Source organism: Streptomyces sp. NPDC090994, assembly GCF_044768905.1.
GTDB lineage: Bacteria > Actinomycetota > Actinomycetes > Streptomycetales > Streptomycetaceae > Streptomyces.
The window spans coordinates 39,860-60,747 of the sequence record NZ_JBIVWS010000023.1 but is presented as its reverse complement, the minus strand read 5'-3'; the positions used below and the strand labels follow the sequence as shown (position 1 = coordinate 60,747).

The window sequence follows — 20,888 nt, the reverse complement described above, 5'->3', positions numbered from 1 at the left end:
AAAACAACGATGTCCTCCTCCCCCGCCCTGTCCTCAAGGGGCAGCAGACTGGCCCTGCTGGTCGTCGTCCTGTGCTGGGTCGCCGTGCTCTTCGACGGCCTGGACATGTTCATCTACGGCTCGGTGCTGCCCCACATGCTGGAGGAGAAGGCCCTCGGGATCACCTCCGGCCAGGCGGGAGACCTGGGCAGCTACGCCACCTTCGGCATGCTGGTCGGCGCACTGACCGCGGGTACGATCGCCGACCGGATCGGCCGCAAGAAACTGATGCTGTCCTGCGTCACGCTCTTCTCGCTGGCCTCCGGCCTGTGCGCCGTCGCCGACAGCGTCGCCGTCTTCGGCCTGGGCCGGACCCTGGCCGGCGTCGGCCTCGGCGGTCTGCTGCCCACCGCGATCAGCATGGTGTCCGACTACGCCCCCAAGGGCCGCGCGGCCCTCACCATCGGCCTGCTGATGACCGCCCACCACGCCGGCGGCATCCTCTCCGCCTACGTCGCCCTGTGGATCGTCGAGCCGCTCGGCTGGCGCGCCGCGTTCTGGGTCTGCGTGGTTCCGCTGCTCTTCGTCCCGGTGCTGCTCAAGTGGCTGCCCGAGTCGCTGAGTTTCCTGGTCGCCCAGGGCCGCCGCGACGAGGCCGCCGAACTGGCCGCCCGCTACGACGTCGACGTCCCGGCCCCCAAGACGGGCACGGCCGCCGGCGCCCGCTGGGGCAACCTCGCCGCCCTCTTCCAGGGCCGCGAGTGGATCCAGACGCTGCTGTACTGGCTGGCCTCCTTCGGCGGACTGCTGCTCGTCTACGGCGTCGCCACCTGGCTGCCCACCCTGATGCGCAGCGAGGGCTACGAGCTGGGCTCCGCGCTGACCTTCGTGGTCCTGTTCAACCTCGGCGGCATCGTCGGCATGCTGATCGCCGGCCGCGCCTCCGACCGCTTCGGCGCCCCGCGCATCTCCGCCCTCTGGTTCGCGCTGACCGCCGCCGGCGTCTTCCTGCTCAGCGTCCACATGCCGCTGGCGCTGACCTTCGTGGTCGTCTTCCTCACCGGTGTCTTCCTCAACAGCGCCCAGGTCATGATCTACGCGACGGTGTCCATCGGCTCCACGCCCGACAGCCGCGCCACGGCCGTCGGCTGGACCTCGGGCATGGGCCGCTTCGGCGCGGTCTTCGGCCCGTGGCTGGGCGGTCAGCTGCTCGCCGCGAACAAGGGCGACTGGGGCTTCACCGCGTTCGCGCTGGCCGGTGTGGCGTCCATGGTCTTCATCGGCATCGCCGCCGCCCGTACCGGCAAGCGCACGGCCGGGGACGGCGCCGGGCAGAAGCTCGTGGGCGCGGCCCACTGAGCGGCACCGCTGCGCGACGCCGGCCCCCCGCGACGACGCGGGGGGCCGGCGTTTCCTCACGGCGAGTTGACACCCAGCGGGGCGTCCAGCTCGTCACGGCAGTCCTCGGGCACCGCGTACGCCCTCAGCGTCTGGACGGGGACGGCCCCGGGGGAGGGCGGCAGCGCCTGCTCCCGGGCCGTCTCCGCACGCTCCCGCGCGATCTCGTCGGCGATCTCCTCGCAGTCGTAGGAATGACTCCCCGTGGGGGCCGGCGTCGGCTCCTCCGCGGGGAACTCCGGGCCGTCCGCGTACGGGTCCGAGGAGAGGACGCAGGTGGCCGTGAGGCCGGCCAGACACAGCCCGGCCCAGACGGCGACGACGCGCCGGCCGGCGTTCGGCACGGTCAACGCTTCCCCCTTCGCAAGGCTTCCGGTGCCGCCGGAACGACGACACCGCCCCGGCCCACATCATGCTGTGAACCGGGGCGGTGACGTACAGGGGGGTGACCTCAGCGGGGACGGCGGGACAACCAGGCGGCGGCCAGCGCGCCGGAGATGTTGTGCCAGACGGAGAAGACCGCGGCCGGCAGCGCGGCCAGCGGGCTGAAGTGGGCGGTGGCCAGCGAGGCGGCGAGCCCGGAGTTCTGCATGCCGACCTCGAAGGCCATGGCGCGGCTGCCGCCTTCGCCGAGCCGGCCCAGCCGGCCCGCGCCGTACCCCAGCGCCAGGCCCAGGCCGTTGTGCAGCACCACGGCGACGAACACCAGCAGGGCGGCCGACTTGATGGCGTCCGCGCTGCCCGCCACCACCACGGCCACGATCACGGCGATGGTCAGCGCGGAGAGCCACGGCAGCACCGGCAGCGCCCGGGTCACCCACCGGCTCGCGACCAGCCGGACCACGATGCCCGCCAGGACCGGCAGCAGCACCGTCTTGAGGATGTCGGTGACCATCGAACCGGCGTCGACCGGCAGGTACTCGCCGGCCAGCAGCAGTGTCAGCGGCGGGGTGATCAGCGGCGCCAGCACCGTGGAGACGGTGGCGACGGAGACGGACAGCGCCACGTCGCCGCGCGCCAGGTAGGTGACCACGTTGGAGGCCGTGCCGCTGGGGGCGCAGCCGACCAGGATCACTCCGGCGGCGAGCTGCGGGGAGAGGTGGAGCAGGTGCGCGATGGCCCAGCCGAGTCCCGGCATGATGACGTAGTGCGCGACCAGTCCGAGCGCCACCGCCCAGGGCCGCTTGGCGACCCCGCGGAAGTCCTCCGGGGTCATGGTGACGCCCATGCAGAACATCACGACGCCCAGCAGATAGGGCACCCCCTCGCTCCAGCCGGAGAAGCTGCCCGGGAGCAGCAGCCCGAGGGCGCCGGCGAGGAGGACCAGCACGGGGAAGACGGTGACGGCACGCCGTGCGGAGCGGTCACCGGTGGCCGCGGTGGTCGCGGTCGCCGCGGTGTCGTGGTGTTCGGTTCGTTCGGTACTCACCGTGCGAGACAACGCCTGGTCAGGTGCATGATGCAAGCGTGTCTCGCGATGTGGTTCGTCACATCGGCCGCATCGGCCGCATCGGTGGCATCGGCCCGTGGGTCAGTCCTTGCCCATCTGGTCCTCGTCCGACAGGTGCTCCACCGTCTTGCCGGTCTCCGTGAACGTACGGGTCACATGGCCCGAGGAGTACACCCACAGGATGCGCAGCGGGGTGTCGCCGACGTTGCGGAACAGGTGGGGGACGGGGGAGGGGATGTAGGTGGTGTCGAACCGCTCCAGCTTCGTCACCTCGCCGTCGACCCACACCTCCGCCTCCCCGTCGAGAACGGTCACGTGCTCGTCGCAGTTGTGCGAGTGCAGCGGCGCCCCGGAACCCACCGGGTACACGCTCATGCCACTGGTGACGCGGTTCTCCCCGCCGGCCGACGAGGTGGTGATCAAGGGCGTGGTCACCACCGCGCCGCCCCGGTCGAGCAGGGGCACCGAGGCGGCCTTGATGATCGTGGTCATTGCGGGGATGTCCTTCCGTCCGGTGTCTCGCGTCGCACGACGTTAGGTCGCGCCGGCGCCTGCCGGTGCCCTCGGGCGCGCAGTTTTACGTTGCGTTCCGCAAGGGGTGTGCCGCAACGGCCCGGCTGTACCGTCACCTGTCACCGCGGGCCTTTCGACCCGCCCGGGAAACGCGCCGGAAAGAAGCCGGAAAGAAGCCGGAAAGAAAAGGCAGGTGTCGGCCGGATGAGGCTCCCCGTTCTCACCGAAGAGGAAATGGACCAGCGGCAGCGGGAGCTGGCCGCGCGGATCGCCGGACGCCGCGGCGCGGTCCGCGGCCCCTTCCGGGTCTGGCTGCACAGCCCGGAGATGTGCGAACGGGCCGAGTCGCTCGGCGCGTTCGCCCGGTTCGACTGCGGCCTGCCGAAACACCTGCGGGAGCTGGCGCTGCTGATGGCGGCCCGCAACTGGGACGCGCAGTACTCCTGGAACGCGCACGTCCACCAGGCGATCGAGGCCGGTGTCCCGGAGGCGGCCGTCAAGGCCATCGCCGAGAAGCGCGAGGCGGTCTTCGGCAACGACGCCGACCAGGCGTTCTACCGGTTCTGCAAGGAGGTCCTGGAGGACCACTTCGTCACCGACGCCACCTTCGCCGCGGCCCAGGCACACTTCGGCAGCAAAGGCCTGGTGGACACCATCGGCGCGCTCGGCAACTTCACCATGCTCGGCATGTGCCTCAACACCTTCCAGGTGGACCTCCAGCCCGACAAGGAGCCGCCCTTCCCCGACGTCCGCGGCTACGGCCGGGTCGCCCCCGACGGCGACGGGGCCCGGCCGTGAGTGCCGTACTGGACCCGACGGGCACCGGTGTGCGGGCCGTGCTGCGGGTACGGGGCGTCACCAAGAGCTTCGGCGGGGCCGCCGCCCTCAAGGGCGTCGACCTCGACCTGTACGCCGGCGAGATCCACGCCCTGATGGGCATGAACGGCGCCGGCAAGTCCACCCTGGTCCAGGTCCTCAGCGGCGTCCACCGGCCCGACGGCGGCACCGTCGAGGTGGGCGGCGAGCGGCACGCCGGACTCACCGTGCGCAAGGCCCGCGGGCTCGGCGTCTCCTCGGTGCCCCAGCGCCGCGAACTGGCGATGGGGCTCACCGTCGCCGAGAACGTGATGCTGGGCGACCTGCCCACCCGGGCCGGCGCCGTGCGCTGGAAGGCGGTCCGGGCCCAGGCGCGGGCCGCGCTCACCGGCCTCGGCATCGACATCGACGTCGACCGGGTCGCGGGCACCCTCACCGTCGCCGAGCAGACCATGGTCGAGGTCGCCCGCGAGGTCCGGCGCGGCGGCAGGGTGCTGATCCTGGACGAGCCGACCGCCTGCCTCAGCGCCCGGGACGCCGGGCAGGTCCGCGCCCTGGTGCGCCGGCTGCGGGACGAGGGCGTCGCCGTCGTCTACATCTCGCACTACATCGACGAGGTCATGTCGATCGCGGACCGGGTCACCGTGCTGCGCGACGGCGCCCTGGTGCGCAGCGCCCCGGCGGCGGAGCTGGACCCCGCCTCGCTGGTGCGGGCCATGGCCGGCCGGGACGTGGTCTCCACCCGCCCCGAGCGCCCGGAGCCCGCGCACGACCTCGGGCTGGTCGTGCGCGGACTGACCGACGGCCGCGCCGTGCGCGACTTCACCGTCGAGGTCCGCAAGGGCGAGATCGTCGCCGTCCTCGGCCCGGCCGGCGACGCCCAGTCCCGCCTGTTCGACCTGCTGTCGGGCCGTCGCCGCCCCGATGCCGGAGAGGTCCGCGTCGACGGCCGCCCCGTGCCCTTCGGCAAGGTCAAGGCGTCCCTCGCCAGCGGCCTGCGGTGCGTCACCGGGGACCGCCGCTCCCTCGGCCTGGTCCAGGGCATGACCGTGGACGAGAACCTGATGCTGGCCGGCGACCGCTTCGCCCGCCGCCGGCTGCACCGCGCCGCCCACCTCGCCCGCCGGGCCGCGCCCGTGCGCACCGCCTACGGTGTCGTCGCCCTCTCCGGCAACCCGCCGGTCGGCGCGCTCTCCGGCGGCAACCAGCAGAAGGTGCTGCTCGGCAAGTGGCTGGAGACCGAGCCGGTCGCCTGCTTCCTGGAGGACCCCACCAACGGCGTGGACGTCGCCGCCATGGCCGACATCCACGCCCTCGTCGACGGCCTCGCCGCCCGCGGTGTGGCCGTCCTGCTCGCCTCGTCCTCCGCCGAGGAGGTCATGCGCCTGGCCGACCGGGTCGTCGTGGTGAGCGCCGGCCGCACCGTCGCCGAGCACGACGTCCACGCCATCACCCGCGACGAACTGGTCGCGACCGCACTCGGAGGTCAACCGCAGTGAGCCTCAAGACCCCCTCCGCCGCCCCGGACGCGCCGGCCGACGACCCGCCCGGCCGGGCGGACTCCCGCCCCGGCGCCCGGAACCTGCTGCGCGTCCCGCACGGCGGCCTGATCCTCGTACTGATCCTGGTCTGCGTCTTCACCGCCGCGCAGGCGGACGCCTTCACCTCCTCGCAGAACCTGCTCAACGTGCTGCGCCAGGTCAGCGTCAACGCCGTCATCGCGGCCGGGCTGACCCTGCTGATGACGGCCGGCGGCATGGACTTCTCCATGGGGTCCAACGCGGCCGTCACCCTGTGCGTGGGCGCCCAGCTGCTGGACGGCGGCTGGTCCACCCCTGCCGTGGTCGTCGTCTGTCTCGCCCTGGCCACACTCGTCGGCCTGGTCAACGGCCTCGTGGTGACCTGCACCCGGGTCGCCCCGTTCGTCGCCACGCTCGCCTCGGCGATGCTGCTGGACGGTGTCGCCCTGCTGGTCCTGGACGGCATGAGTGTCACCACCGGCGACAAGATGTCCGCGCTCGGCAACGACGAGGTAGCCGGTGTGCCGTACCTGACCATCGTGGCCGTGCTGGTGCTGGCGCTGACCGGCGTCACCATGCGGTTCACCACCTTCGGCCGGGACGCGTTCGCGATGGGCGGCAACGAGCACGTCGCCCGGCTCAGCGGCATCGACGTCAACTGGCGCAAACTCGCCCTGTACGCGCTCGCCGGGGTGCTCGCCGGTCTGGCCGGCCTGATGCTGCTCTCCCGGCTGGGGGCCGCGGCGCCCAACACCGCAGGACTCCAGACCCAGTTGACCGCCGTCGCCGCGGTGGTCATCGGCGGCACCTCGCTGGCCGGCGGCCACGGCACGATCGTCGGCACCGTCTTCGGCGTGATCCTGCTGGGTGTCGTCGGCAACGCGCTGAACCTGCTCCAGGTCGACAGCAACTACCAGCTCGTCGTCACCGGCGGGGTGCTGCTGGTCGCGGCCGTCGTCAACGAGTTCCAGCGCAGGTCCGCACCAGGGCATTAGCGGCCCGTCGCGGCCGCACACCCCCTGGCCTCCGCACACCCCCTGGCCTCCGCGCACTCCCTCGCCTCCGCGCACTCCCTCGCCTTCGCACACCCCTCGCCTCAGCGCACTTCCTCGCTTCGCGCACTCCCTCGCCTCGCACACCCCCCGCCTTCGCACACCCCCTCACCTACGCGCGTCCCCCGCTCCCGGCGCGGCCCCCCTCACGCACGCACCTTCTCTTCGACGACGCAGGAAAGGTTCGACCCATGAACTCCGTCCGCTCACGCCGCACCGTCGCGGCCTCCCTCGTCGGCGCCGCCGCCCTGGTGCTCGCCGGATGCGGTTCCGGCGACGACAGCGGGGGCGCCGCCGAAGGCTCCGTCTCCCTCGGGTTCGTCAACGGCTCCAACACCCACTTCCACTCCTGTCTGCTCAAGGCGGTCGAGCAGGAGGCCGAGGCGCAGGACGCCACGGTCTACTCGGCCAACTCCAAGCAGGACGCGGGGACCGAGCTGTCCAACATCGAGGACATGATCTCCCGCGACGTGGACGCCCTGATCGTGCAGACGGTCAACGTCGACGCCCTGGAGGGCGACATAGCCAAGGCCAAGAACGCGGGCATCCCGATCTACCTCACCTCGGTCGCCACCTCCGACATGGACGACGTGCTCGGCGCAGCGGTGGTCGACCTGAAGAAGGTCGGCGCGCTGGACGCCGGGTGGATCGAGAAGGACGCGGCCGGCCAGGACGTCACCGTCGGTGTCGTCGCCGGTGCCCCGGGCGCCGCGTCCGACCTGCTGGTCGGCGGGTTCCAGGACGCCCTGCCGAAGACCGCGAAGGTGGTCGCCAACCAGCCCGGCATGTTCAACCCGGCCAAGGCGCAGGACGTCGCCGAGAACATGATCCAGGCCCATCCCGACCTGGACTACGCCTTCGTCGCCAACGAGGAGATGGCGTTCGCGGTGCGCAAGGCGTTCGACGCCGCCGGCGCCGAGGACGTGAAGATCGTCTCGGTGAACGGCACGGAGGACGGCATCGCCGCGGTCGAGGACGGGCGCCTGGCCGCCACCGTGGCCAACTCGGCGATGACCATCGGGCAGACCGCCGTGAAGAGCACGATCGGACTGCTCGGCAAGGCACAAGGTGTTGACAAGATCGCTGACATTCCTCTTGTCTTGGTCACGAAGGACAACCTGAGCGAGGCTCCGCAGTACTGCCCGAAGTAGGCCCCCCACCGGGAACCGGCGCCCCCCTCACCGCACGAGCCACCCGCACGAGCCGCACCCGCACAAGCCTCACCGCACGAGCCGCGCACATCCCGCCCGCCGCACGTCCGGCCTGCCCCGTGGAGCCGCCACCGGGGCGGGCCGACGGCGCGACGGGCCCTTGCTCCCCGCCCCGCGCCGCCGGTCGGGCGGGGAGCGGCCTCCGGAGGGAAACATGGACCGTCTGCTCCTCATGCACAGCCTCGTCACCGTCGCCCAGGTCGGCAGTTTCAGCGGAGCCGCCAAGAAACTCGGGTCGTCGGGCTCCCTGGTCTCCCGGCACGTCGCGGAGCTGGAACGCCAGGTGGGGGTCCGCCTGGTCAACCGCACCGCCCGCTCGGTGAGCCTGACCGAACCGGGCCGCCGTTACGCGGAGTTCGCCGCCCGCATCCTGGACGAGATCGAGGCCGAGGACGCCGGCATCGCCCAGCTGCACGACCGTGCCGAGGGCACCCTCAGCGTCATCTGCCCCAAGTGGATCGGCAGTCTCGACCTCGGCGACGCCATCGCCGCGTTCTCCGCCGCCCATCCCAAGATCCACATCCGCTTCGAACTGGGCGGCATGTCGGACCGCACCTACGACTTCCTGGACAGCGGATTCGACATCGCCTTCCACACCCGGGACCTGCGGGACTCCAGCGTCCGCCTGAAGAAGATCTCCTCGCTGCCCTTCGTGCTGTGCGCGTCCGAGGAGTACATCGAGCGGCACGGGGACCTGACGCACCCCAACGACATCGCCCACCACGACTGCCTGGTACACGTCAACGACCCGGTCTGGCGGATCGGCCACGGCCACGCCAGCACCCTGCACAAGATCCGCAACATCGTCTTCTCGTCGAACTCCTACATCGCCCTGCAGAAGGCCGCCGTGCACGGCCGCGGCCTCGCCCTGCTGCCCCAGCGCCCGGTCCACGACGACATCGCCGCCGGCGCCCTGAAGGTGCTGCTGCCGGAACTGGCCGTCCCCGACCGCCCGCTCTACGCGATCTACGGCCCCGGCCGGGACACCCCGCGCAAGGTGAGTGTCTTCCTGGACTTCCTCGCCGACTGGTTCTCCCGGCACCCGATCACCGCCGCCCGGCCCTGAGCGCCGGGCCGCGCCCGCCGCGGCTTCGACCGTGCCGGCGGCGCAAGAAAGGGTTGCGCACCCGGCGGCCCCCGGGCCATTGAGGCCCCGCCCCCGCGAAACCTACGCTCACCAGGCGAGACGGAAACGAGGAAGCCATGGGAATCCAGCGCATCGAGTCGGTCACCCACAGCGTCGACGACCTCGGCGCATGCGTCCGGTTCTTCGAGGACTTCGGTCTCTTCCTGGTGGAACGCACCGACGAACACGCGGTGTTCGAGACGCTCACCGGACAGACCCTCCACCTGGACACCGACCCGGGCCCCCAGCTGCCGCCCCCGGTGGAGGACGGCCCCACCCTGCGCGAGGTCGTCTGGGGCATCGACACCCAGGAGGAACTGGACCGGCTGGTGACCGCCGTCGCCCGCGACCACCGGGTCCGCACCACCGCCGACGGCGTCCACCACACCGTCGACAGGAGCGGCTTCGGGGTGGGCCTCACCCTCGCCCGGCCCAGGAAGGCCACCGTCGCACCGCGCCGCACCAACACCTACGGCAGCGTCCACCGCTGGAACGAGCCGCTGGAGCCGCTCACCCGCGCCCATCCGCTGCGCATGTGCCACGTCGCCCTCAACATCGCCAAGGAGGGCAAGGACCAGGCCGTCGCCTTCTACACCGGCCTCCTCGGCTTCCGCCCCACCGACGTCGTCGAACCCATGGGCGTCTTCCTGCGGGCCCCCGGCGACGACGACCAGCACACCATGCTGCTCTGCCACCGCCCCGACCGCGTCTCCGCCAACCACATCGCCTACGAGGTCCCCGGCTTCGACGACGTGATCGAGGGCGGCAACTACATGATCGAACGGGGCTGGCGCGAGGCCCGCAGGCTGGGCCGGCACACCGTCGGCTCCAACGTCTTCCGCTTCCTGCACGCCCCCTGCGGCGGACGCGTCGAGTACGCCGCCGACATGGACCGGGTCGACGACACGTACGAGACCCGCGTGCACGAGACCACGCCGCCGCACCACATCTGGGCCCTGCGCACCAACCGAGACCAGGACGCTCCCGCGTCCTGAAACCCTTTCGAGAGGGCACCCACCCATGACCACCGACCACGGCCACCCCGCCGTCCGCATGTACATCGCGGGCGAGTGGTGCCAGGGCGAGAGCGGACGTACCGCCCCGATCACCGACCCCGCCACCGAGGAGGTGATCGGCGACGTCCCGCTGGCCACCACGGCCGACCTGGACCGCGCGCTCGACGCGGCGGCGCAGGGCTTCCAGGTGTGGCGCGCGACCCCGGTCACCGAGCGCACCCGCATCCTGCACGCCGCCGCCGGCCTGATCGCCGAGCGCGCCGACGCGATCGGCCGGACCGCCACCCGGGAGCAGGGCAAACCGCTCAGGGAGTCCACCGGCGAGGCCCGCCGCACCGCCGCCACCCTGCGCTGGCACGCCGACGACGCCCGCCGCGCCTACGGCCGCATCATCCCCACCGACCCCGGCACCCTCCTCACCGTGCGCCGCGAACCCATCGGCCCCGTCGCGGCGTTCGTCCCGTGGAACTTCCCCGTCGGTGGCCCCAACCGCAAGATCTCCTCCGCCCTCGCGGCCGGCTGCTCCCTCGTCATCAAGGCGTCCGAGGAGACCCCGGCCGCCGCCATGGAACTGGTGCGCTGCTACGCCGACGCGGGCCTGCCGCCCGGCGTCCTCAACCTCGTCTTCGGTGAACCCGCCGAGGTCTCCGAGCGCCTCATCGCCTCCCCGGTGACCCGCCTGGTCGCCTTCACCGGCTCCGTCCCGGTCGGCAAGCTCCTCGCCGCCAGGGCCGGCCAGGTCATGAAGCCCTCCCTAATGGAACTGGGCGGCCACGCCCCGGTGATCGTCTGCGCCGACGCCGACCCCGTGACGGCCGCCCGCACGGCCGCCCGGGCCAAGTGGGCCAACGCCGGCCAGGTCTGCACCTCGCCCAGCCGCTTCCTCGTCCACGCGTCGCTCGCCGAGGAGTTCACCGCCGCGTTCGTCAAGGCCGCCGAGGCGGTCGTCGTCGGAAACGGCCTGGACGAGTCGACCACCATGGGCCCGCTCGCCAACGAGCGCCGCCTGGCGGCCATGGAGCGCCTCACCGCCGACGCCGTCGCCCACGGCGCCGAGATCCGCACCGGCGGCGAACGCCTGGACCGCCCCGGCTGGTTCTTCGCGCCGACCGTCCTCACCGGCGTACCCGAGGACGCGGAGCTGCTGAGCGAGGAGCCGTTCGGCCCGCTCGCGCCGATCGTCGCCTTCCACGACCTCGACGAGGCGCTCGCGCTCGCGAACAGCCTGCCGTACGGGCTGGCCGCCTACGGCTTCACCGGCTCCGCCGCCACCGCCGAGCGGCTCTCCGCCGAACTGGAGGCCGGCATCCTGTCCATCAACCACTGCGGCGGTTCCGTCCACGAGGCCCCCTCCGGAGGCGTCAAGGACAGCGGCTACGGCCGTGAGGGCGGCCCCGAGGCACTCGACGCCTACCTGATCACCAAGCGCGTCTCCCACCTGCTGGTGCCATGAGGTACGCGCGCGTCGCGGTCGGCGGACGCCCGGTCTGGGGCCGCGTGGGGGAGCGGGACATCGAGCTGCTGTCCGGCTCCCCGCTCCAGGGGACCGGCACCGACGTCATCGGCACCGTGCCCCGCGAGGGCGCCCACTGGCTGCCGCCCGTCGTCCCGCCCGTCTTCTACGCCGTCGGACTGAACTACCCCCGGCACATCGCCCACGCCGGGGTGCCCATGCCCGACCGCCCCGAAGTCGGCTACCGGGCCAACAACGCCCTGACCGGCCACCTCACGCCGATCGTGAAACCGGCCGAGGTCACCGGACGCTTCGAGGCCGAACCCGAACTCGTCGCCGTCATCGGCCGCACCCTGCGCCACGCCACCCACGACCAGGCCCGCGCGGCGGTCTTCGGCTGGACCGTCGGCAACGACGTCAGCGCCCGCACCTGGCAGCACCAGGACCGCACCCTCTGGCGCGGCAAGAACAGCGACACCTTCAAGCCGATGGGCCCCTGGATCGAGACCGAGGTCGACGCCCTCGCGCAGACCACCACCCTCCGCCTCAACGGCGAGGTCCGCGCCGAGTTCGCCACCGGCGACATGGTCTTCGACCCGTACGACCACATCGTCGAGATCACCCGGCACATCACCCTGCACCCCGGCGACGTGCTCTGGATGGGTGCCGAGTCCGTCTGCCAGCTCGAACCCGGCGACACCGTCGAAGTCGAGATCAGCGGCATCGGCACCCTGTCCAACCCCGTACACCTGGAAGGGAACGCGTCATGAGCGCAGCACCCCGCTACATCCACCACGTCAACTTCCCCACCACCGACCCCGACCGCACCGCCGAGTGGTACGCCAAGGTCTTCGGCATGAAGCGGATCATGCCCAAGTCCAACACCCGTGTGGTGCTGATGACCCGCGGCACCTTCGACCTGCACTTCACCCCGGTCGAGGAGATGGAGCGCATGGCGCCCTACCACTTCGCCGTCGAGGTCGACGACTGGGACGAGTTCCTCGCCCACCTCGAGGAGCTGGGCATCCGGCACACCCGGCCCATTCAGCGCCCCGAGAACCAGTCCAAGTTCTGCTACATCCACGACCCCGACCACACCATGATCGAGCTGGTCCACCACGCCAAGCGCCCCAACTGATCGCTGTCGCTGAGGAGTTGCAACTCATGCCCTTCGCCGACTCCGACGGCACCGCCGTCTACTACGAGCGCCACGGCAGCGGCCCGGCCATCCTGTTCGTGCACGGCAGCGGCGGCCACCACGCCGCCTGGTGGCAGCAGGTCGCGGCGCTGCGCGAACGGTTCACGGTCGTCACGCTCGACCTGCGCGGCTTCGGCAAGTCCGACAGCTCGATGCCCGAGTTCGACGGCCAGGACTTCCCCGGCGACGTGCTCGCGGTCCTCGACAAGGAGGACCTGACCGACGTCATGCTGGTCGGCCAGTCCATCGGCTCCGTCGCCGCCCTCCGCGCCGGCCTGCTCCGCCCCGACCGGGTCTCCTCCGTCGTCCTCGGCCACTCGCTCGGCGGCATCAGCCACCCCGAGCTGCGGGAACTGGCCGCCGCCGACCGCGCCGAGGCCGTCAGGCTGCCGGTCGTCGACCGGCTGCTGACCAAACGGTTCCAGACCGAACGCGCCGACCTCACCTTCCTGTTCCAGCAGATGGGCACCTTCAACGTGGCCAGGATGCAGGACCTGCGCAACCTCGACACCGACGGCCCGACCCTGGACGAGATCCGGCGGTCCGGCGTCAAGGTCGCCTTCCTGGCCGGCGAGAAGGACGCGGTGCTCGGCGTCAAGACCGTCACCCGCGCCCACGAACTGCTGCCCGGCTCCCACCTGGAGATCGTCCCCGGCGCCCCGCACTCCATGTACTGGGAGACGCCCGAGCCCTACAACGCCGCCGTCGCCCGGCTGCGCCGCACCCTCACCGCCCCGGAGGAAGCCGCCGTATGAGCACCATCAGCCTCGCAGCCGCCGAGGAGATCATCGCCGCCGCGCTCGAGCGCGGGCAGGCCGTCGGCAAGGCGGTGAGCGTCGCCGTCGTCGACGCCGGCGGCTTCGTCGTCGCCGTCCGCCGCTCCGACGGCGCCCGCCCGCTCACCCCCGACATCGCCCGCGCCAAGGCGTACACCGCCGCCGTGATGCAGCGCCCCGGCAGGATGCTGAAGAAGTGGCAGGAGAGCCAGCCCGTCTTCTTCTCCCAGCTCTCCCAGCTGCCCGGGGCCGCCCAGCCCATCATGGCCACCGACGGCAGCGTCACCGTCAAGAAGGACGGCGAGGTCATCGGCGGCCTCGGCGTCGCCGGCGGCACCGCCGACGAGGACCAGGCCATCGCCGACGAGGTGCTCGAATCCCTCGGCTACGAGCTGGAGTTCGCGGCCTGGGGTGTCGCCGGCTCCCCGAGGGAGAGCTGAGGCATGGCGGACACGTACAACTACCGCATCGACCACCACGGCAGCCTGGTCCGCCCGGCCGGCCTGGTGCGCGACGACCCGGACGCGGTGGCGGACGCCGTCGCCGAGGCCGTCGTCGACCAGCGCAAGCTGCGCTCCACCGTCGTCACCGACGGCGACTTCCCCCGCGAGGACTTCCGCAGCGCCGTCCTCGACCGCGTCACCGGCTTCCGCCGCACCGGCGAGACGGGCCCCGACGGCCTGGTCCGCTGGGTCGCCGAGTCCCTGCCGAAGGCGGACGGCCCGCTGCTCGCCGACCGGGCCGCCCGGCTGAGCGAGCTGACCCTGATCGCCCCGAAGGTGTCCCTGCCCTCCCCGGCGTACCTCGCGGCCACCACGTACCGGCCCGGCCTCGGCATCTCCTCGGCCCGCGAACTCGGCGAGGCGCTCGCGGAGATCGTGCGGGCGGAGATCGCCCTGCTGATCGCCAACGGTGTCCGTCTGATCCAGCTCAACAACCCGCTCCTGCTCGGCCAGGTCGGCACCGAGCCGGCCCCCGGCGGCGCCCTGTCCTTCGAGGACGCCCTCGCCGTGGACGCGCAGGCCGTACGGCCGGCCGAGCGGCCCGAGGGCGTCCGCGTCGCCGTGGCCCCGGGCTGGGCGGCACCGGCCGCCGTGGACCGCGCCCGCGCCGAGCGGATGTACGCCGGCCTACCCGCCGACCGCTGGGTGCTCCCGTTCGACCAGGGCACCGCGGCCGAGACGGACCTGGTGCGGGCGCTGCCCGAGGGGCGGGACTTCTGCCTGGGCGTGGTCGACGCGACCGTTCCGGCACTGGAGGACATCGACACGGTGATGTCCCGCATCGACCCCCTGGAGGCGTTCGCCGACCTGGAGGACGCGGCCGTGTCCCCGTCCCGGGGCTTCGCGGACGTCGCGGCCCGGCCGCTGCTGACCGCCGAGGACCAGCGCCGCAAACTGGTGCTCGTGGAGACGATCGCGCGCTACTGCTGGGGCAACGAGTTCTGACGGCGCGGGGGAAGGGGACCGGCTCAGCCCTTGGTGTTCAGACACCGCTCGGCGGTCAGCGGCCGGCCCGTCGGCCATGCCACACCCTGGTAGGCGAGGTGCCCGCCGGGCCCCTCGCCGCCCTCGGCCACCAGCCGGACGATCGCCACCGCCTTGTCGTACGGGGTGCCGTCGCCGCGCAGGCAGATCCACCCGCTCGCCCCGGGCACCTTGTGCACGCCGTGCAGCCGGCGCCACGCCTCCCCGATGGCCGCGAGATCCGGCACCTCGCCCTTCTCGGTCACCCGGTTCTCGATGCCGGTGATGGCGGTCAGCGCCGCGTCGTACATGGTGATGGTGCGCCCGTCGGAGAGGTCGGTGGCGCCGATGTCCCCCGGATCGTGCGCGGCGTCCGGCTCCAGCAGCCCGGTCAGTTTCGCGAGGTCCGCGGGCGAGCCGCCGGTCGAGGGCGGCGCCGGACTGCCGCCCGCCGCCCACACGTCCGGGTGGGTGATGGTGGCGTACTCCACGGTCAGGCCCTCGCCCCGGGTGAGCGCGCTCCAGTCGAGGCTCGGCTCCAGGGTGATGGTCGACGCCCCGGAGACGGTGACGAGGGTCAGATGCCGGTCGGTGCAGCCGCGCCGGCCCAGCGCGTTGATCAGCTGGGCGAGGGCGGCCGGCCGTCCGGCGAAGTACAGGGTGGTGGCCCGGGAGTCGCAGATGTTGTTCACCATCTGCTGGAAGTCGTTGTTGGTCACCCGCTGGGCGTCGTACTGCTCCGGTCCGCTCGCCGCGTTCCTGGTGACCTCGCGGAACGCCTCCCGCAGGGACTTCGCGTACAGGTCGGTGCCGCTGATGTCCTCGATGAGGAAGGACTTCGTGTCGTCCTCGTCCAGGTAGTGCCGCAGTGCGCGCGCCTGGTCGTGGTTGGACGGCACCACCTTCACCAGGCCGGGGTACGGTGTCTTCCCGCCGTCGGCGAGACCGGTGGCGGTGAGGGGACCGCCCACCACCGGGATCTTCTTCTCCCGGGTGAGGTAGCCGATGGTGTCGGCGTTCTCCTGGACACTGAGGTTGAACCCGAACACCGCCCGCAGCCGGTCCTCGTCGGAGGCGGCCAGCTCGGCGAGCCAGTCGGCCACCCGCCGGCCGTGCTTCAGGTCCCGGCCCGGGTTGGCGAGGACGAGCCGGACGGGCACGTCCTCCGGGGCCACCACGTCGGCCCGGTACTGCGCGAGATAGGCACCCTGGACCTCGCGCAGCACCTGGGCGCGGTCCGCCGCGCTCTCCTCGCCGGGCGTCATGGGGATCATCAGGGCGATGGTGGCGTACGGCGTGTCGCCCTGCTCGACACGGTCGTTGAGTTCCTCGATCCGCGCGGACACGGCGGCGAGGGCGTCGTCGAACACATAGCCGCCGTCGCTGATCCCCACACACTGGCCGTCCTCCCTGACCAGCCGTCCGTTGCCGCTCTGGCAGTAGTCCGGCAGCGCGGCCGTCCAGCAGACGACGGCCACCGCGCCGCCCGCGACGACGGCGCAGACGGCGGCGACGGCGTGGCGGACGCGGTGGTCGACACCGGCGTGCCACACCCACCACAGGACCAGTGCCGTGGCGACGACGAGCGCGCTCGCCCCGCCGAACAGCAGCCATCGGGGCCAGAACTCGGGTGCCGGCATGTCAGTGGTCCCTTCGCTCGGCCGGAACGGGCAGTTCGGGAACGCGCCGCCCCTGGGCGAGCAGTGCCGGCCAGAGCCGGGCGGCCTCCACGGTGGCGATGTCCTGGTCGTCGTAGGCGATGTCGAAGCCGCTGAGCAATTGGCGCAGCCGGTTGTCCGGGCTGTCCGGGTCGTCCGTGTAGAGGGAGGAGAGCGTGGACAGGTCCTGGAGGCGGGTCACCAGCGCCGCGACGGCCCGGTGCCGGCCGTCGGGACGCGGCCCGGGACAGGCCGGGCAGTAGCCGGGCCCCTCCGGGTGCTGCTCCGCGTAACCGTCCGGCGGCCGGGGGGCCGCGCAGACGAACTGCACGGCGGCCAGCCAGGAGCGCCGGTCGGCGGTGCCGAACAACTGGTGCAGTCCGGCCACGGCCTCCTCGCGGCGGCCCAGGGCCAGGGTGTGGTGGAGCCGGGCGATCAGCGCGTCCCGGTCGTCGTCGGCGGCCCGGCCGTAGTGGGCGGCGGCGGCCGAGTGCAGCCGCGTCCAGTACGCGAAGCCGTCGGGCCCCCGGCGGGCGGGGGTGCACTCGGCCCGCAGCCGGTGCAGCAGCAGTTCGCGCAGGGTGCGGTCGCCGACCGGCGGCACGAAGCCCGCCTCGCCCGCCCAGGGGGACCGGTCCCAGTGCCCGGCCCGCAGGAAGGCCCGCACCCGGTCCCCGGCCGGCTCCTCGCCGTCCCCGGGCCCCGGCAGCCGCCGTACGTCGTCGAGGCGCAGTGCCACGGCCCAGGGCAGCAGGGGCTCGATCAGCGACCGCTCGGGCACCAGGTAGTGCAGCAGTACGTCCGCGACGCTCGCCTCCTCGGCCGGGCCCGCCGGTGGGAGGCCGAGCAGCGCCCGGCCCAGGCCCTCGGTCGCGCACCGGCGCAGCACACTGTCCCGGCCGCGCCGCAGGTCCTGCCGGGCGGCGTCGATCAGCGGCCGGGCCAGGCCCGCGCGGCCGGCGCTGATCTGCCCGGTCACATCGGGCAGCCCCCGGGGGCAGCCCGTGCCGAGGGCGGCCGCGATGTCCGCGGTCCGCAGCGCCGGCGCCCTGAGCCACAGCTGCCAGGCGTCGGGTGACCGCCCCCGCGGGCTCTCCCAGGCGAGCGTGCCGATCCTCGTCACGTCGACCGGGTGCCGGTCCCGGCCCGGGACCCCGCCGGGGCCCGCGCCGAGCCGGGTGCTGACGAGCACGGGACGGCTGACGTCCGCGCCCCGGCCGGGGTCCGGCCCCGCAGCCTCGGCGTACGCGGTCAGCAGCAGGTCGAACAGGCGCTCGCCGGTGGGGGTGTGCGTGTCGTCCAGCACGACCAGGGGCAGAGGGCGGGTGAAGAAGTGCCAGGCCCGGTAGTAGGCGTCGATGTCGGCGAAGAACGCCGCGGCCAGCCGCCGTTCCAGGTCGTCGCGGGCGGGGGCCGGAAGCTCGAAGCCCAGGTGCTGCGCGTACCGCAGCAGCTTCTCGATCCCGGTGCCCGGGACGCCGAGCGGCCGCTCGTCCCACCACCGCAGCGCCGCCGCGTCCAGCCCCTGGCCGCCGCGGCCCCGACGGGCCTGGCGCAGCAGCTCCCGCACCAGGTCCTCCAGCGGCGCCAGCACCGGGATCCACCGCAGCAGCGGGACCGTCGCGTCGACCAGGGCACCGAAGCGCTCCCGTACGGCGGGCTCGCCGGCCGAGTCCTCCAGCGCCTGCTCCAGGTCCTGCCGCTGCCGCTGGAACGTCGCCAGCTCGGCCGGGCTCGGACCGTCCGGGTCGGCCCGCGGCGCCGACTCCTCCAGGGTGACGACGGCCAGTACGGCACAGGTGAACCGGGGGAACGCGATGCGCCCGAACCTCGGCACGCCGGCGTTCAGCTCGTGGACCAGCCAGGCGAGGGCCGCCAGCGGGCGGGAGGCGAGCAGGCCCGCGCCGTCCGCCGGCGGTGCCACGGCCGGGACGGCCCGGTCGGTCGCGGGCCACTTGGCGACGTGCAGCCGGTTGACGTACCGGTCGTGCAGGGCCTGGCACACCGCCGTCCGGCCCGTCCCGCGCCCTCCGTAGATCCTGATGACCGGGGCGCCGCCGGGCCAGCCGGGCCGGGTGCCCTTGCCCCGCGCGTCCAGGCCGACCGCCCGCGGCACGAAGGTGTCCAGCAGCGGCCCGTACCCGTGGAGTTCACCGTTCGCCATCCACGCCCCCGTGGGTGTGCGGTCGCCAGGGATGGCCGGGAACTTAGCACGGACACCTGCAACACCACAGGGCGGCAGGGAAGTTGGTACCTACCTGAGATCTCCGTCTGTCACAGCACCTCGGAGAAGGTCACCGACCGGTCCGTCAGCAGCGGCCACACGGCCCGGACGATCTGCTCCTCGAAGTGCGGGGCCGCCTTGTGCGCCTCGAACCCGGCGGCGTCCTCGTACCGCTCGTACAGCAGGAAGCCGCCGGGTTCGTCCGCCACCGCGTGCACGTCGTAGGCGAGGTTCGCCGGCTCGGCGCGGGTCGCCTCCCGCGCCCTCAGCAGCGCGGCGCGCACCGCGTCCGCGTCGGCGGGCGCGCAGCGGTAGTGGGCGACGACTGCGTAGGCCATGAGCGGTCCCTCCTCGGCTCGGGACGGTGTCCGGGCGCACCGTCCCGACGGCAGATTCCAGCACGGATCGTGCGCGGACCGTCCCCCGCCCGGCCCGCGCGCGGCGCAAGCAATGCCTGCCGCCGCGGGGCTGGTGGGCCGGTCCCGGCATGGTGTGTCGTCGCTTCCGGCCCCGCACGGCCGACCCGCTGACCGCGCCCCCTGTGCCGCGGCCGACGAAGGAAGTGATCTGATGCGCACCCTGGAAACGCTCCTGGGCGGGGAGTGGGTGACGACCGGCGAGTGGATCGACGTCCACGACCCGGCCGACGTCCGCACCCCCGTGGCCCGGGTCCCGGCCCTCTCCGCCAAGGACGTCACCCGCGCCTACGACCACGCCGAGCGGGGTTTCGCCGGCTGGAAGCGCACCAGCCCCTTCGAGCGGGCCCGCGTCCTCACCGGCGCCGCCCGGCTGATCCGCGAACGCCTCGACGAGATCGCCGCCGACGTCACCGCCGAGAACGGCAAGACCCTGGCCGAGGCCCGCGGCGAGGCCGGCAAGGCCGCCGACTTCCTCGACTACTACGCCGGCCTCGCCCGCCAGGGCTACGGCACCCTCCTGCACGACGCCCGCCCCGACACCCGTACGCACACCCAGCGCGAGCCCGTCGGCGTGCTCCTGGTCATCAGCCCCTGGAACGACCCGCTGATCACCCCGGCCCGCAAGCTCGCCCCGCTGCTCGCCACCGGCAACGCGGCTGTCTTCAAGCCGGCCACCGGCACCCCGCTGTCCGGCCTGCGCTTCGCCCGCGCCCTGCACGAGGCGGGCCTGCCGGCCGGGGTGCTGAACGTGGTGACCGGCCGGACGCCGGAGATCGAGGGAGCGCTGCTGGACGACCCGCGGATCGCCGGTGTCACCTTCACCGGCTCGAACGAGGTCGGCAACGCAATCCGCCGCCGCCTCGCCGGCCGCAACGTCCGCTTCCAGGGCGAACTGGGCGGCAAGAACGCCTCCGTCGTGCTGAGGGACGCCGACCTGCCGGCCGCCGCGCGGGCCGTCGTCGCCGCCGCTTTCGGCCAGGCCGGCCAGCGCTGCACCGCCACCAGCCGGGTCGTCGTCGAACGTCCGGTGTACGAGGAGTTCACCCGGCTGCTGGTCGCGGAGGCGGAGAAGCTGAGGGTCGGTCCGGGCAGCGACCCGGCGACGACGATGTGCCCGCTGTCCGGTCCCCGGCAGCGCGACAGCGTCCTCGCCGCGCTGGCCAGGGCGGTCGAGGAGGGGGCCCGGGTCCTCACCGGCGGCGGCGCCGACACCGAGGGCGACCGCGCGCACGGCTGCTACGTGCGGCCCACCGTGCTCGGTGACGTCACCCCCGAGATGGCCGTCTGGCGGGACGAGGTCTTCGGGCCGGTCCTCGCGGTCCGCGCCGTCGACGACTTCGCGCGGGCCGTCGAGGCGGTCAACGACTCCGTGTACGGCCTGGCCGCCGCCGTCTTCACCCGCGACATCGGCGCCGCGTACCGCTTCGCCGACGAGGCCGAGTGCGGCCAGATCGCCGTCAACCACCCCACCCCCGGCTGGGACGTGCACCTGCCCTTCGGCGGCTTCCACGACTCCGGTACCGGCTACAAGGAGCAGGGCGACGAGGTCCTGCGCTTCTCCACGCGGGTCAAGACGGTCGCCGTCCACTTCGGCGCGTGAACGAGCTTTCGAC

Annotated in this window: 20 protein-coding genes; 14 read left to right on the top strand and 6 right to left on the bottom strand. The window is 73.0% G+C overall.

The genetic code is table 11. From position 1 onward, the window contains the following. Positions 1 to 9 precede the first annotated feature (9 nt). Positions 10 to 1,338: an MFS transporter gene (locus ACIQR3_RS32015; protein ID WP_403544188.1), complete on the top strand. Its 1,329-nt coding sequence runs from the start codon at positions 10 to 12 to the stop codon at positions 1,336 to 1,338. A 56-nt stretch (positions 1,339 to 1,394) separates the two neighbouring features. Here the strand turns inward: ACIQR3_RS32015 and ACIQR3_RS32010 are convergent, their stop codons facing one another. From ACIQR3_RS32010 to ACIQR3_RS32000, 3 genes are all read right to left on the bottom strand, one after another. Then, positions 1,395 to 1,727: a hypothetical protein gene (locus tag ACIQR3_RS32010; protein ID WP_403544186.1), complete on the bottom strand. Its 333-nt coding sequence runs from the start codon at positions 1,725 to 1,727 to the stop codon at positions 1,395 to 1,397. A 101-nt stretch (positions 1,728 to 1,828) separates the two neighbouring features. Further along, positions 1,829 to 2,806 carry a bile acid:sodium symporter family protein gene (locus tag ACIQR3_RS32005; protein WP_403544184.1) on the bottom strand — a complete coding sequence of 326 codons (978 nt, stop codon included), beginning with the start codon at positions 2,804 to 2,806 and terminating at the stop codon, positions 1,829 to 1,831. 102 nt (positions 2,807 to 2,908) lie between these two features. Beyond that, the gene (locus ACIQR3_RS32000; protein ID WP_403544182.1) at positions 2,909 to 3,319 is read right to left on the bottom strand and encodes a cupin domain-containing protein; all 411 of its coding nucleotides are present in this window, start codon (positions 3,317 to 3,319) and stop codon (positions 2,909 to 2,911) included. Between the two features lie 255 nt (positions 3,320 to 3,574). Between ACIQR3_RS32000 and ACIQR3_RS31995 the strand changes: the two genes are divergently transcribed. The 12 genes from ACIQR3_RS31995 to ACIQR3_RS31940 all read left to right on the top strand — a co-directional run bounded on the left by ACIQR3_RS31995 (position 3,575) and on the right by ACIQR3_RS31940 (position 14,956). Beyond that, entirely contained in the window at positions 3,575 to 4,138 is a 564-nt protein-coding gene (locus ACIQR3_RS31995) for a carboxymuconolactone decarboxylase family protein (protein ID WP_403544269.1), read from the top strand. After that, positions 4,135 to 5,655, top strand: coding sequence for a sugar ABC transporter ATP-binding protein (locus tag ACIQR3_RS31990; protein WP_403544180.1), 1,521 nt, complete (start codon positions 4,135 to 4,137; stop codon positions 5,653 to 5,655). The genes ACIQR3_RS31995 and ACIQR3_RS31990 overlap by 4 nt, the downstream gene beginning before the upstream one ends. Beyond that, on the top strand, positions 5,652 to 6,671 hold the full coding sequence (locus tag ACIQR3_RS31985; protein WP_403544177.1) for an ABC transporter permease: 1,020 nt from the start codon (positions 5,652 to 5,654) through the stop codon (positions 6,669 to 6,671). Before ACIQR3_RS31990 ends, ACIQR3_RS31985 begins: the two co-directional genes overlap by 4 nt. A gap of 248 nt (positions 6,672 to 6,919) precedes the next feature. Further along, complete coding sequence (locus ACIQR3_RS31980) at positions 6,920 to 7,879, top strand: sugar ABC transporter substrate-binding protein (protein ID WP_403544175.1); 960 nt, start codon at positions 6,920 to 6,922, stop codon at positions 7,877 to 7,879. Between the two features lie 214 nt (positions 7,880 to 8,093). Continuing rightward, positions 8,094 to 9,005 carry a LysR family transcriptional regulator gene (locus tag ACIQR3_RS31975; protein WP_215171255.1) on the top strand — a complete coding sequence of 304 codons (912 nt, stop codon included), beginning with the start codon at positions 8,094 to 8,096 and terminating at the stop codon, positions 9,003 to 9,005. 137 nt (positions 9,006 to 9,142) lie between these two features. Further along, entirely contained in the window at positions 9,143 to 10,060 is a 918-nt protein-coding gene (locus tag ACIQR3_RS31970) for a VOC family protein (protein WP_403544174.1), read from the top strand. Positions 10,061 to 10,085: 25 nt separating this feature from the next. After that, on the top strand, positions 10,086 to 11,534 hold the full coding sequence (locus ACIQR3_RS31965; RefSeq protein ID WP_403544172.1) for an NAD-dependent succinate-semialdehyde dehydrogenase: 1,449 nt from the start codon (positions 10,086 to 10,088) through the stop codon (positions 11,532 to 11,534). After that, entirely contained in the window at positions 11,531 to 12,304 is a 774-nt protein-coding gene (locus ACIQR3_RS31960) for a fumarylacetoacetate hydrolase family protein (RefSeq protein WP_403544170.1), read from the top strand. Before ACIQR3_RS31965 ends, ACIQR3_RS31960 begins: the two co-directional genes overlap by 4 nt. Continuing rightward, complete coding sequence (locus tag ACIQR3_RS31955) at positions 12,301 to 12,672, top strand: VOC family protein (protein WP_403544168.1); 372 nt, start codon at positions 12,301 to 12,303, stop codon at positions 12,670 to 12,672. The genes ACIQR3_RS31960 and ACIQR3_RS31955 overlap by 4 nt, the downstream gene beginning before the upstream one ends. A 26-nt stretch (positions 12,673 to 12,698) precedes the next feature. Continuing rightward, positions 12,699 to 13,487: an alpha/beta fold hydrolase gene (locus ACIQR3_RS31950; protein WP_403544166.1), complete on the top strand. Its 789-nt coding sequence runs from the start codon at positions 12,699 to 12,701 to the stop codon at positions 13,485 to 13,487. Next, a complete protein-coding gene (locus tag ACIQR3_RS31945) occupies positions 13,484 to 13,948 on the top strand; it encodes a heme-binding protein (RefSeq protein WP_403544164.1) in 465 nt (154 codons plus the stop codon). The genes ACIQR3_RS31950 and ACIQR3_RS31945 overlap by 4 nt, the downstream gene beginning before the upstream one ends. A 3-nt stretch (positions 13,949 to 13,951) precedes the next feature. Further along, on the top strand, positions 13,952 to 14,956 hold the full coding sequence (locus ACIQR3_RS31940; protein ID WP_403544163.1) for a methionine synthase II (cobalamin-independent)-like protein: 1,005 nt from the start codon (positions 13,952 to 13,954) through the stop codon (positions 14,954 to 14,956). A gap of 23 nt (positions 14,957 to 14,979) precedes the next feature. On the opposite strand, the gene ACIQR3_RS31935 is transcribed toward ACIQR3_RS31940, so the two are convergent. From ACIQR3_RS31935 to ACIQR3_RS31925, 3 genes are all read right to left on the bottom strand, one after another. Beyond that, complete coding sequence (locus ACIQR3_RS31935) at positions 14,980 to 16,614, bottom strand: ABC transporter substrate-binding protein (RefSeq protein ID WP_403544162.1); 1,635 nt, start codon at positions 16,612 to 16,614, stop codon at positions 14,980 to 14,982. 1 nt (position 16,615) lies between these two features. After that, on the bottom strand, positions 16,616 to 18,796 hold the full coding sequence (locus ACIQR3_RS31930; RefSeq protein ID WP_403544160.1) for a hypothetical protein: 2,181 nt from the start codon (positions 18,794 to 18,796) through the stop codon (positions 16,616 to 16,618). Between the two features lie 110 nt (positions 18,797 to 18,906). Next, on the bottom strand, positions 18,907 to 19,194 hold the full coding sequence (locus ACIQR3_RS31925) for a putative quinol monooxygenase (protein ID WP_403544159.1): 288 nt from the start codon (positions 19,192 to 19,194) through the stop codon (positions 18,907 to 18,909). A gap of 232 nt (positions 19,195 to 19,426) precedes the next feature. Between ACIQR3_RS31925 and ACIQR3_RS31920 the strand changes: the two genes are divergently transcribed. Next, positions 19,427 to 20,875 carry an aldehyde dehydrogenase family protein gene (locus ACIQR3_RS31920; protein WP_403544157.1) on the top strand — a complete coding sequence of 483 codons (1,449 nt, stop codon included), beginning with the start codon at positions 19,427 to 19,429 and terminating at the stop codon, positions 20,873 to 20,875. Positions 20,876 to 20,888 lie beyond the last annotated feature (13 nt).